This is a genomic window from Aquimarina sp. AU474 (assembly GCF_900312815.1).
Taxonomy (GTDB): domain Bacteria; phylum Bacteroidota; class Bacteroidia; order Flavobacteriales; family Flavobacteriaceae; genus Aquimarina.
Window position 1 is genome coordinate 739028 of the sequence record NZ_OMPE01000008.1, and the last position, 12536, is coordinate 751563.

At 30.6% G+C, this 12536-nt stretch carries 14 protein-coding genes; all 14 read left to right on the forward strand.

Annotation, left to right across the window (positions count from 1 at the left end):
• The first annotated feature begins 332 nt into the window (after positions 1–332).
• The 14 genes from DK508_RS13125 (at position 333) to DK508_RS13190 (ending at position 12526) form a co-directional block, all read left to right on the forward strand.
• Positions 333–1091, forward strand: coding sequence for a carboxypeptidase-like regulatory domain-containing protein (locus DK508_RS13125; protein WP_109301204.1), 759 nt, complete (start codon positions 333–335; stop codon positions 1089–1091).
• Positions 1092–1237: 146 nt separating this feature from the next.
• Positions 1238–1768: a hypothetical protein gene (locus DK508_RS13130; protein WP_160114701.1), complete on the forward strand. Its 531-nt coding sequence runs from the start codon at positions 1238–1240 to the stop codon at positions 1766–1768.
• A gap of 185 nt (positions 1769–1953) precedes the next feature.
• On the forward strand, positions 1954–2250 hold the full coding sequence (locus DK508_RS13135; protein ID WP_109301206.1) for a hypothetical protein: 297 nt from the start codon (positions 1954–1956) through the stop codon (positions 2248–2250).
• An 11-nt stretch (positions 2251–2261) separates the two neighbouring features.
• The gene (locus DK508_RS13140; protein ID WP_109301207.1) at positions 2262–2702 is read left to right on the forward strand and encodes a hypothetical protein; all 441 of its coding nucleotides are present in this window, start codon (positions 2262–2264) and stop codon (positions 2700–2702) included.
• Between the two features lie 292 nt (positions 2703–2994).
• Entirely contained in the window at positions 2995–3882 is an 888-nt protein-coding gene (locus DK508_RS13145) for a hypothetical protein (RefSeq protein ID WP_109301208.1), read from the forward strand.
• A gap of 189 nt (positions 3883–4071) precedes the next feature.
• Positions 4072–4896, forward strand: a complete 825-nt coding sequence (locus DK508_RS13150; protein ID WP_109301209.1) for a hypothetical protein — start codon at positions 4072–4074, stop codon at positions 4894–4896.
• Between the two features lie 31 nt (positions 4897–4927).
• Positions 4928–5296, forward strand: a complete 369-nt coding sequence (locus DK508_RS13155; RefSeq protein ID WP_109301210.1) for a hypothetical protein — start codon at positions 4928–4930, stop codon at positions 5294–5296.
• A 150-nt stretch (positions 5297–5446) separates the two neighbouring features.
• Entirely contained in the window at positions 5447–5911 is a 465-nt protein-coding gene (locus DK508_RS13160) for a hypothetical protein (protein ID WP_109301211.1), read from the forward strand.
• Between the two features lie 184 nt (positions 5912–6095).
• Complete coding sequence (locus tag DK508_RS13165) at positions 6096–6998, forward strand: S9 family peptidase (RefSeq protein WP_235016407.1); 903 nt, start codon at positions 6096–6098, stop codon at positions 6996–6998.
• 215 nt (positions 6999–7213) lie between these two features.
• Complete coding sequence (locus DK508_RS13170; RefSeq protein WP_109301213.1) at positions 7214–8332, forward strand: serine hydrolase; 1119 nt, start codon at positions 7214–7216, stop codon at positions 8330–8332.
• Between the two features lie 155 nt (positions 8333–8487).
• Positions 8488–9417, forward strand: coding sequence for a PD40 domain-containing protein (locus tag DK508_RS13175; protein ID WP_109301214.1), 930 nt, complete (start codon positions 8488–8490; stop codon positions 9415–9417).
• 417 nt (positions 9418–9834) lie between these two features.
• On the forward strand, positions 9835–10425 hold the full coding sequence (locus DK508_RS13180; protein ID WP_109301215.1) for a hypothetical protein: 591 nt from the start codon (positions 9835–9837) through the stop codon (positions 10423–10425).
• A 143-nt stretch (positions 10426–10568) separates the two neighbouring features.
• Complete coding sequence (locus DK508_RS13185) at positions 10569–11507, forward strand: alpha/beta fold hydrolase (RefSeq protein ID WP_109301216.1); 939 nt, start codon at positions 10569–10571, stop codon at positions 11505–11507.
• Positions 11508–11713: 206 nt separating this feature from the next.
• On the forward strand, positions 11714–12526 hold the full coding sequence (locus DK508_RS13190) for a helix-turn-helix transcriptional regulator (RefSeq protein WP_109301217.1): 813 nt from the start codon (positions 11714–11716) through the stop codon (positions 12524–12526).
• The last annotated feature ends 10 nt before the right edge of the window (positions 12527–12536 follow it).

The window sequence follows — 12536 nt, forward strand, 5'->3', positions numbered from 1 at the left end:
CTGATTTTTGGAATTATTTTACTAATTCTAGGTAAAATATCACTTAACAAATTTGAGAGAAATCGAACAGATAAAGAAAATAATTCTGGTGTTTTTTTACAATTAAATACTCTCTTACTCTATAGTGGTTCTATTTTAGTAATTGTTTCATTAATATTCATATTTAATAAAAACTAATGGCAACAACTTGTATAATTAATTGCTTAGGTAATTACCTACTTGGAAAATTCCTTCGGAATTTTCTCTGGCACGTTTTTGTTTGCTAAATTAGTTACTTAAACACGCAACGAAATCATACATAAACACGTTGGCAACAATATTGAAAAACGACATTGAGATTTAAAATAACATATTCCATATTATTCTTCTTTTGCATTTTTTCTGCATTCGGACAACGGACAATAAATGGTCGAATAATTGACCAATTTTCGGAAATTGCCATTGGCATTTCAATATTTGACAAAGACACTATTGAAATTGGAAAGTCTGACTTTAATGGATATTTTAAAATTAAATTACCCCAAGAAAATAATAAATTAATTTTTGCTGGAGTTGGATATGAATGGGCAACAATTACAGTTCCAAAAGAATGTGAAAATATAGAGACAATTCTGTTTTTGGCTTCTACATATGATTTTATGTCACCTAAAAAAGTTGACAGACTTCGCAAGAAAGAATTTGAAAAATTATCTGAGCTACACTCTCAAGCATTCCAAAAAGGACTTTTTAAAACCGAAAAAACGTGTGTTAGCCGAAAGTTTGAACCTGACTTTCCAGAACTTGACGAAATTCGTCAACAACATAAATTGACCAAGAAAAAGATTAAAACAAAATTTAAAGAACTGAAAATCGGAGATATTATAAAAGTTCCGACTCAAACTTGGTCAGCTTATACAAATGGAACTGACTTTGGCTGTCTAATAACGGGAATGGTCATTGGAAAAAATAAGAAAAAAGGAGGATACAATTTAATTATTAAAGTAACCGACAATCTTTCTAAAAAAGACAAAGCTACTTATAATGGAAATCCAGTTAAAATTGGAGATTCAATTACACACAATATGAAATATTATAAAATAATAACTGAATAAAAATACTATTGCCAACACCGTATATAATTTATTGCTAGTTCTAGCCTACTTACGAAAATCCTCGCGGATTTTCTATTCGGTTTGTATTTGCTAAATTAGGTGCTTAAAACACGCAACAAACCATATACAAACACGTTAGACAACATATGAAAAAAATATTATTGATCATTTTAATTGGAATAATGACTATTTCCTGCCAAAGTCAATCTGAAAGAGTAGAAAGTGATTTGTATAGTTGTTTAATGAATTCTTTAACAGATAGTGAAAAAGAAAAAACAAAAACAATTCTATCTGACTTTGAACAACACCTAATAGATAAGGGAATTTTGGAATCTACAAAACCCGAGAGTTACTGGAATCTTTATAAAAAAATGGCAACTAACGAGAGCTACAATTTTTCAAATGATTTCAACCTTGATGAAAAATTGAACTTTTTGGATAGACAAAACCCCAGTGAAAATCAAAGTTTTTTTGATTGTCAAAACAAAATATTTCAATCAGAAAAATACTTAAACTCCAAGCTCTACAAATTCAATAAGGAATTGGAGTCTTTAAAAAATAAAAGAATTACGCCAGTAATAATTGCCAAAACAACTATTAAATATTTGACAATAGAAGATTTTGAATTGGATTATAATAGATTTGGCACCTTGATGTTTATAGAAAATTTAAATTAAAACATTGTCTAACACCATATATGTGATCATAGCTAATTAGTGATTAATCGATTGGTCCTTGTATATTTATGTAGGCGCAATGCTTGCATGAGGTAAAAGCTAGCAACCAATGCGCAGAAAAATCGAAAAACAAGGTAACATTTTGCCCTGCTACGACACATATATTAAACGTTACCCAACATTAGATGAAACTAATCGAACTCTTAACAAATATTGAGAAAATTGACGAAGAATCCGTTCTTTACGTAAAAAGGATTGATGATCAATTTTCTAGAGAATCAGAAGTTACAATACTCAATTTGACAGAAGAAGAATTGGAGTGGAAAACTTTTGAAGTGACTGAAAAAAAATGCCCCGGATTTGAATATTTTATGGAAGTCTTTCTTATCAAAGAATTTATGGAGGATATAGCTAATCAGGAATACCCAACTGTAGAAAAAAAATGTAAAAGATTGATTCACTATGTAGAATTCGATGCTTAAGAGTTAAAATCATGAAAAGAGAAAACCTCGAACAGAATTTAAAAGAAGCCACTTCTTCCCTATTAGAAATGGCAAAAAATTCTTGCTCGAATAAAATCTCTGACAATACAAGTTACCTGATTTCTGAAATCAAAAATGACGAGTTGAATGCTCCTGATAAAAGAAAAGAACGAAAAAAAGAAAATGACAAAAAAATATCGAAATCGCTTGAACAAATATCATCTGAATTAAAAGATATTTACGAAAATCTGTACGATATAAACTTGTATATATATAAAAGCGAAAAAGACAATACAATAATTGAAATTCAATACTATCCTAAATCATCACTCGAATCTGAATTTTATGAAACTGTAAAAAACAATGAACCGATGTTGCATTGTAAAATTGGAATTCCACCTGATTATAATGATAAGAAAGAAAAGTTTGACGTTAATTGGGAATTAAATTAAATATAAAAAACGTTGGGTAACACGATATATGTAATCATAGCAGCTAGATGATAAATCGAATGGTTATTGTATTTTTGGTAAGGCGCAATGCTTGCTGAAAGTAAAAGTTAGCAACCAATGCGCAGAAAAACCGAAAAGTAGGATAACATTTTGCCCAGCTACGACACATATATTAAACGTTGGCAGTAATTTGAACAACTACTTAACTAATTCAAATGGACAGTTCACTCATCCTAAATTTTAATTAAGAAAAACCAAAAGTATTTTAGATGAGTATTTGAATTTAAGAACTATGAAGAAAATATTTTTTTCCTTACTTGCGATAATCTCTTTTTTACAAAATGTAAATGCTAGTAGTCCTCAAGTTCCCGACCATATAATTTTCAAAGGAGATACGATACCTGTTTATAATCTATTAGTAGAAAAATACTTTGATAAACTCAAGAAAAGTGACAACGGAGAATTATTTGGACTTAAATTCAGAGAAGGCTCTGCTACATTTTGTTGGCGTGGATATCAAGCAATTTACGAAATTTCGAATGACAGTTTATTTGTAAAGCATATAATTTATTGCGGTGAACTATTTGATGGAAATAAAATTGACATTCAAGAATCTAATAAGAGATTGTACGAGTTTTTTAAAGACAAAGTAAACAACAACAAAGTCTTCGTAGATTGGTATTCAGGAAATTTAAACTTACCTAAAGAGAATTTATTGAGATGGGACGGAGTTTTCCATAAGACTTTCGAGAAAGAGTTGTCTATTGATATAAAAAATGGGGTAATCACAAGTGTTTCTGAAATAGAAAATTATATAGACGATTCAAATAGAATTAATCGAAAATATAGAGACACTATATCAAAAGTGTTGTTCAATGAGTTATATAAGTTAAATTGGAACAACAAAAAAGATTTTGACTGTTCTGAAAAATACATAATAACAATTGGAAAAAATGGAGAAGTAAGTGAAGTTATTATGCCAGAATATCAAACAAAAGAGGAAATAAAAGAATTTTGGAATAGGAATGAATATAATTACTGCCTCAAAGCTATTCGAAAAGGGTTACGAAAATTGAAATTTGATATTTTAAAAATGGATGGCAAACCTGTTGAGGAAAAAGTTTATTTGGAAATTTGGGTTGAAGACGATGGAAAATTAGAAGAATGGACTGAATATTAAAAACTACTGCCAACACGATATATGATGTCATAGCAACTAAGTGACTAATCGAATGGTTCTTGTATATTTATGATGGCGCAATGCTTGTAAAAAGTAAAAGTTAGCAATCACTGTGCAGAAAAACCGAAAAGCAAGGTAACTTTTTGCCCTGCTACGACACATATATTAAACGTTGTACAACATTAAAAAATGAATACAAAAAACATATTTTTATTGACATTAGCATTAGTTTGCTCAACTTCTATTATTCGTGCTCAAAGTGCGGAAGAAAGTCCAAAAATTAAGAAAACAATTCAGGCATCATACAGCGCAAAAAGGACTGCAGAAATGTCACGAGACTCTGTATTTACAAATGACCATCTCGAAAGATATGATGTGTATGATGATAAGGAAAAAATAATTGAATATGGTCAATATAATGGCAAAGGCAATATTTATGAAGTTACCAAAATTCAAAAAAACGAAAGTGGAAATCCAATAAAAGGAACAATCTTCGATTCAAAAGGAGACTTGAAAAAATATTATACTACAACAATTGACACTAACGGAAATGTTACAGAGTTTAAAAATTATAACACCAAAAATGAATTGGTTTATTTACAAAAAAATGAATACGATACAAACGGAAATGTAATATCAAGAATTGGAGGTAATCCTAAATCAGATAAAGTCTTTAAAACAGAATTAGAATATAATTCTAAAAATGAGATGATAAAAAAAATAAAATATAATTCAGATGGAACTGTAAAAGACACTAGAACTTACAAGTATGATGTAAATGGAAATGAAGTTGAATCGGAATTATTTAAATCTAATGGTGGTTATACAAAATTTATTTCTACATATGATAAGCAAAACAATATCTTAACACAATATTGGTACGATAAAGACGGAACACAAAAGCATTGGAATAATTGGGAATACAATTATGACAAACAAGGAAATTGGATAACTAAAAAAAGGTATTCGAACGGAGAATTAGGTTTTGTATGGGAAAGAAAAATCGAATATTAAAAATAACGATGTATAACATTAGAAAATAGGAATGGGAATATTTTCATTTTTCAAAAAAAGTAAAGAGAATAAAGGAAATTTAGAGCCGGAATCTAAATGGAAAGTTGAATTTAATGGAACGACTATCAAAACAACCAATTACGATGGAATCGAAAGTTCAATAGAAATAAGCGGAATTCATCAAATAATAATAGAGACTAATGATTCTGGACCTTGGGGAACTGATGTCTGGTGGAGGATTTTATCAAAAAACGGAATTTTATCTGTTCCTGGTGGAGCAACTGGAGAATCCGAAATGTTAGGAAATTTTCAACGCTTTCCGAATTTTAATAATGGACAGTTAATCAAAGCAATGAGTTCGACTGAAAATGCTGAATTTATTGTCTGGAAAAATAAATAACGTTGTACAACACTGTGTATAATTCATTGCTAGTACTCGCCTACTTACGAAAATCCTCGCGGATTTTCTATTCAGTTTGTATTTGCTAATTTAGTAGCTGAAACACGCAACGAAATCATACACAAAACCGTTGTAGGTAATCCATTAAAGATGTCAATAAGAAAAGAAATATCAGAAGATAACGAATTATATCTATGGATGAATGGAAAACTCATCTATAAAAGATGGTTAAATCTTGGATATTCCAAAGTGTTCGATAAAATGGCATACGGTAGAGACACTTTCGTAAGTATCATAACGGACGAAGACGGAAAAAACAGACATCGAAAAAAGATATTCATAAACGGAGAGTTTTGTGAAACTCAACTAGATTTTTGGGATAAATATACCGAGGAAATTGATAAAGAATCGGCTAAGAATTTCGGAAAAAATCTTGATGCATTTAACGATGCAATAACGGCTCAAGGACCTGGTTATCCAGGAGATTCTGTAATTGAGATAATTGGAACTGAAAAGCTGACAAAAATATTTGGTAAAGAAAATTTTAATTTTATAATTGACTTACTGACAAAAGCCAATTTTGTCGACCTAATAATTGAAAAAACGACTGAATAAAAAACTACCTACAACAAATGTGTATAGCTCATTGCATCTGAATTCCTTAAACGGAATTCATTGCAATTTTGTTACCTTGGTACTCATAGGAAATTCCCAACGGAATTTCCAACGATCTATACACAAACCGTTGTAGGCAATGTAGACAAAATTCTGCTGAAGAAAAAACCCTCGAATGAAATTAATGAATCGACTTTTATTATTAACTCTATTTGTAACTATGACTAGTTGCAACAAATCAATTGAACAAAAAAACACACAACCTAATAGAGAAAAAACTGAATCGATTGATTCTATAAAAACAGAAAATGTGACTTTCGAAAGTGAAGGAGTTAAATTGGCAGGTACAATTTATAGTCCTAGTCATCCGCGTTCAGCAGTTGTCATTGTTCACGGCTCTGACCAAGTACCTCGAATGAAAAAATTCGCTGAATTGTTAGCCGAAAATGATATTTTAGTATTGACCTACGATAAACGCGGAGTTGGAGAATCTGGTGGAGTTTATGCTGGACCAGAAGTAGGGACAAATAATATTAGTGTTGAAAATCTAAATCTATTAGCAAAAGATGCAAGTTCAGCTGTTAACGTAGTCCATAACAAAAGGAAAGATTTACCTATTGGACTTATAGGCGCAAGTCAGGCAGGATGGATAATTCCGATTGTTGCAAGTGAAAATCCATTGGTAGAATTTATGGTTTTATTAAGTTGCCCAACAATAACTACTCTTGAACAATTAAGATTTCAGTTTTACACAAACGGGAGAACAGATTTTTGGGATAATCATACAGAAAAAGATGCTCGTGAACATACCAAAAACGACCCTGATAAATATCAATTTGAAGCTACTGACCCAAAAGAGATTTTGAAAACTCTTTCAATTCCTGGTCTTTGGATTTTTGGAGAAAAAGATATTCAAATTCCCGTGAAAATGTGTATTGAACAGCTTAACACCCTAAAATTAGAAAACAAACCTTTTGAATATGTTTTGTTTCCGTCATTAGGACATAATACCAATAAGACAGAACCAATAAAAATTTCTGTTAATTGGATAAAACGAAAGTCATTGGAAATTAAGAATAATAAATAGAAATAAAGCACTGCTTGTAACAAGGTATATGAAATCATAACCGCCATCGGCAGGCCACGATTCATATATTAAACGTTGTAACAAAATTAAAGAAATCTTCCTCTACATTTGTAGAAATAAAATATTGTTCTACATTTGTAGAGTAAATGAAATTTAATAACTTATTGTGTTCTTTTCATTTCAAAATCCAATACAAACGTTAATTCAATTAATAAATGAAAAGAATTCTATTGTTCACAATTGCTTTAATCATATTTAGCTGCAATACACCAATAAAAGAAAATCAGAACACCAAACAAACTAAAAATGAAATAGTCGAACACTTTATCCAATTAGTAAAAAGTGACGTTAAAGACGATAATATTAAGGGCAGTTTTTCCCTTGCTATTATTCATAAAGATTCAATTTTAGCATTAAAATCTTACGGAAACATTGATTTGAATACTATTTTCCGAATTGGCTCAATTTCAAAATCATTTGCCGGATTTTTAATGATGCAACTGCAACAAGACGGAAAGCTCAATATTAATGACCCAGTTGAAAAATATTTACCAGAAATTACGTCGTTAGTTGGTTATGATAAATATCCACCAATTACTCTAAAACAATTAGCTACACATACTTCCGGATTAGATAGAGAATCGAGAAGTCGAGATGAAAATGTACGCTTTGGAAAAATTAATGAATGGGAAAATAATCTTATTAAAGCAATTCCAGAAACCTCATTTCGTTCAAAACCTGGAGAAAGATTTGGATACTCAAACATTGGATTTGCTATCTTAGGTTTAACGCTTTCAAAAATAGCCGACAAGCCTTATGTTGAATTGGTTAAAGAAAAAATTTTTAGACCTTTAGAAATGAATAACACATATTTTCAAGTTCCAGAAAACCAAAAAGAAAATTTAGTGAAAGGAATGGCAGGCGGACCAACTGCTGAACTTAACTACGAGATACCCAAACGTGAACTTAATGAAGTTGGATATAGGGTTCCCAATGGAGGTATTTACTCAACACCACGCGATATGGTTAAATTTATGAAAGCTTGTATGGGATATTCGGCTCTATTAAGTGAAAGTAGTATAGAAATGCTTCAAACAACGCAAACACCAACAACAAGATTAAGGTCTAATTATAGTTTTGGTTTCAATTTATATTCAGACCAAGAAATAAATACTGTTGGACATGGTGGTTCTAATGCGGGTTATTCAGCTCATTTTGAATATGAAAAAAACAGCAAATATGGAGTAATACTTATGAGAAATTATAATTTTGGCAACACAAATTTAGATTTGAGATCAAATTCACTACTTCGTAAATTAAGTGAAGTTAAGTAAAAACGTAATACAACAAAGTGTATAGCTCATTACGGAAGAGTTCCCTAATCGGAATTCATTCTAATTTTGCTACCTTAGTGACTTATCTGAATGTTTCCTTCGGAAAATTCCACAACAAACTATGTACAAAACGTTAGCAAATATTATTAACAATAATGAATAAACTTTTATCGACTTTCTTAATCATTATAACATTTTTTAGTTGTAAAAATAATACCGTTTCATATTTCGACCAAAAATCTCCTTCTACAACTCCAATATTATTTGCGCCATCAATTGTTAATACTGACAACATTGAACTTAATGTAGTTTTTAATTATAATAATACAGAAATGTTCTTTTCAAGAATTGTAGACAACAGCTTTGTTATTCATCATTCTGAATTAACTAATGGCAAGTGGTCTGATATTAAACCCATTAAAATGTATGACGATAATGTGTTAATTTCAGTTGCTTGTGACCCCACAATTACCAAAGACGGAAAGACAATGTATTTTCTTGGTGTAGACCCTAAGCTTTATAAAAATGATGTCACTCGAGAAGAACTTTATACTATCCCTCCGGATATTTATAAGAGTAAGAAAGTGAATGGCAAATGGGAGTTAGCCTCTAAAGTGGATTTTTTAGTTTCCACGGAATACTTAGAAACCTATCCTGTTGTTACAGCCGATGGGAGTTTATATTTTCGGTCAAATAGGCCAAGTGATGAAGGAGGAATGAACACATATCGCGCACAATATTTAGGAAATGAAAAATTTGAAACACCTGTTATCATAAAGACTAAAACAGAGAAAAAGGAACTAATAACTTATGTTTCACCAGATGAACGGTATGCCATTACTAATGGACAAGGTAAATTTCAAATAACATTTAATGATAATGGTGAATGGACAAAACCGAAAGAAATACCATTAAAATATGAAAGTAACTGGCGCTATTATTGTCCGTATATGTCTTCTGACGGAAAATATTTCTTCTATTCCAGAAGATATAATAACCCTGAAAAAAAAGGATGGGCAGGTGTTGAAAAAGGAGAAGTTTATTGGGTAAACGCTGATGTACTCTTCAATGCAAAAATAGAATAAAACATTTACTAACAATGTGTACAAGTAATAACGGTTTAGTAACGAAACGAAAGTGTAAACATAAAACAAAGGTTTGTGTAAAACAGAAAGGTTGGTGAAATGCAATCCGTTACTACTCATACACGAGACCGTTAGGTATACTAACCGACTGAATTAAATGTAAGAATGAAAAAATGAATAGGGTAATCGGATTAATTATTATTTTATTCAATATTTATATCATTTGGATGTATCTTAAATTATTTTACGAGTATCACTAAACTATGATGCTTTTCCTTTATAAGGTTCCCGATTTAATCTCATTTTGCTTCATTTTAATTTGGTGTAAAAATAAAATACAAAAATTCAGCTGTGTGTTTAACCGAAAAAAGTTAGTATTTTTTTATACGCTACGTCGTGCACAATAAATACAGACCAATGACAGAATTTGAAATAAAGACTTTAGTTGCAATTATTTTAGCAATTGTTGGGTATTTCGTTAAATACCTAAATGACCTGCGTATTATGAACAAGAAAGCCTTATTAGAATCAAAAAAGAGTAAATTAAATTCTGAATTGAATAGAGTTAATGAACAATTAGAAAAATTTTATGGTCCATTAAAAGCTTTAAGGGAATCATCTGAAATAGCATGGTCCGGTTTTAGACAAAAATATCGTTCAAACACACCCCACTATTTTTCTAATAATGATATGCCAAATGAAGAAGAACTAAAAGCTTGGCGGCTTTGGATGAGCATTGTTTTTATGCCGAATAACAATAAAATGTTTGAAATTATTAATTCTAGACTGGATTTATTAATAGAAGAAGAAATGCCTGAAAGTCTGAAATTATTATGTGCGCACGTTGCAGCATACAAAACCGTACTTCACAAATGGGAACAGAACGATTTTAGTGAACACACATCAATAATTAATTTTCCATCCAAAGAAGTAAATAAATATGTAGATAGTTCATTCAGCAAATTAAAAAAACGTCAGAATGAACTCATCGGATTAATTAAAGAATAACAGTGCTATACATTGGCTATAAGTAATTACTTGAGAGTATTAAGTACCAATCGGAATATTCCTCACTCTGTGTCTTTTTGCTATCTTAGCATTTCAACAAATAACTTATAATCAAACGATTACATAACTTAAAAAGCAACCAAATGAGAAAATATCACATAGTTTTTGTTATTTGTTTATATACAATCCTGGCCTGTAAGAATAATATCAAAGATCAAGAAAAAACAATTTCTGATGTTAATAACAAATCAGGAAGTATTGTTATTGACGGGACTACCTTAAATTATTCTATTAAAGGAAAGGGAACTCCTTTTCTATTAATAGGGTCAGATCCTGAATATTTTTCAAAAGACTTTCTAAACAATTTCCGATTATATTCTATAGAAATGAGGTTTAATGCAAAGGAATATGAGCCAATTGATCTTTCAGAATATAATATAGACAATCTATTTAAAGACATTGATACGCTGAGGTCTGTATTAGGGCTTGAAAAATTTATAATTGGAGGACATTCTGTATTAGGAGCAGTTGCTCACAAATATGCCAAAAAACATCCAAAATACGTTTCTCACGTTGTGATGATGGCAACCCCTAGAACTTGGGGAACAACAGAATATAAAGACTCTGTGAAAACATACTGGGAAAATGCGTCCGAAAAAAGAAAGTTACTGTATAACGAAAAACTAAAGCAATTTGAAAAAGAAAAAAACGACACATTAAATCGTCGTGAACTTTTTATTAAAAGTTTAGTCGCTTCTGGTCCAAAAAGATGGCACGATGAAAATTTAGATGCTACACAATTTTTTGAAAGGGTTAACTATAATTTAGACTTTTTATATCATTTATTTGGTAAAGTAATGCCAAAATATGATCTATGTTCGCCAAAAGAAAAAATAGATATTCCTGTTTTTGCAGCAATTGGAAAAAGTGATTACATTGCTCCTTCCACTCTCTGGCATATAACCTGTAAAGAATCAACTCGCCTAACAGTTTCTTTGTTTGAGAAAAGCGGACATACTCCACAATATGAACAAAGTGAGCTTTTCAATAAAAGGTTAGTTGATTGGATTCAAAGGAATTGAAAAATGTTACATAACACTGTGTTTATCCAATCATACCAGCTACGTGATCAATCCAATGGTTATTTTAATTTTTGGTAAGGCGCAATACTTGCAGAAAGTAAAAGTTAGCAACCAATGCGCAGAAAAATCGAAAAGCAAGGTAACATTTTGCACTGCTACGACACATATATTTAACGTTGTGTGTCACTAAAAAAAATAAATTGTGAATGAATTATCAAACGTTTCAACCACACCCTGATTTAAGTGCTTTAGTCAAATTTTATTGGTCCTTGAAGGTTCCGTTTGATCCAAACAATCAGAAGCAAAAAATTATTCCTGACGGCTGTATTGAAATGACTTTTAACCTTAAAGATAAGATTAAGCGTTACATATCTGAAGATGATTTTCTAATACACCCAAATGCTATGATAATGGGGCAAAGAACAAAATCCTATTTTATAGAACCTTTAGGAAATGTAGACTCGTTTGCAATTTGTTTTTACCCTTACGGATTCTCAAACTTTGTTTCTACTCCTATGGAAAATTTGATAGATATTGAAACACCAATCCAATGTTTGTTTGGAGAAACTCCTGCAAAAAAGTTAGAACAGAAAATCTTTCAAGCAACCAGTACTCAAAAACGTATTGAAATCATTGAAATATTTCTTTTAGATAGGCTTAATCAAAACACAACCATCGAAAATTTAGTAAAAATTACCGTAGATACCCTTCTTGAAACTAATGGAAATAGTTCTATTAATAAAATACTGAAAGATGACTTATCGAAAAGAAGACAACTCGAAAGAAACTTCAGAAAGCAGATAGGCATTAGTCCGAAACAGTTAGGTAAGGTATTGCGTTTACAGACAGCTTTAAAGATGATTATCAATGATAAGGAAAACCTAACAAACATTGCTTATGAAAGTGAATACTTCGACCAAGCACATTTTATTAAGGATTTTAAAGAATTTATCGGAACCACTCCAAAAGAGTTTTTAGGAAACGAAAATATGGCTCTTTCCACCCTTTTCTATAAATAGTATTCGGTGT

Coding starts and splice junctions, on each gene's coding strand:
- DK508_RS13130 (WP_160114701.1), top strand. CDS start 1,238: ATGAAAAAAATATTATTGATCATTTTAATTGGAATAATGACTATTTCC.
- DK508_RS13165 (WP_235016407.1), top strand. CDS start 6,096: ATGAATCGACTTTTATTATTAACTCTATTTGTAACTATGACTAGTTGC.
- DK508_RS13140 (WP_109301207.1), top strand. CDS start 2,262: ATGAAAAGAGAAAACCTCGAACAGAATTTAAAAGAAGCCACTTCTTCC.
- DK508_RS13145 (WP_109301208.1), top strand. CDS start 2,995: ATGAAGAAAATATTTTTTTCCTTACTTGCGATAATCTCTTTTTTACAA.
- DK508_RS13185 (WP_109301216.1), top strand. CDS start 10,569: ATGAGAAAATATCACATAGTTTTTGTTATTTGTTTATATACAATCCTG.
- DK508_RS13175 (WP_109301214.1), top strand. CDS start 8,488: ATGAATAAACTTTTATCGACTTTCTTAATCATTATAACATTTTTTAGT.
- DK508_RS13155 (WP_109301210.1), top strand. CDS start 4,928: ATGGGAATATTTTCATTTTTCAAAAAAAGTAAAGAGAATAAAGGAAAT.
- DK508_RS13190 (WP_109301217.1), top strand. CDS start 11,714: ATGAATTATCAAACGTTTCAACCACACCCTGATTTAAGTGCTTTAGTC.
- DK508_RS13170 (WP_109301213.1), top strand. CDS start 7,214: ATGAAAAGAATTCTATTGTTCACAATTGCTTTAATCATATTTAGCTGC.
- DK508_RS13180 (WP_109301215.1), top strand. CDS start 9,835: ATGACAGAATTTGAAATAAAGACTTTAGTTGCAATTATTTTAGCAATT.
- DK508_RS13135 (WP_109301206.1), top strand. CDS start 1,954: ATGAAACTAATCGAACTCTTAACAAATATTGAGAAAATTGACGAAGAA.
- DK508_RS13150 (WP_109301209.1), top strand. CDS start 4,072: ATGAATACAAAAAACATATTTTTATTGACATTAGCATTAGTTTGCTCA.
- DK508_RS13160 (WP_109301211.1), top strand. CDS start 5,447: ATGTCAATAAGAAAAGAAATATCAGAAGATAACGAATTATATCTATGG.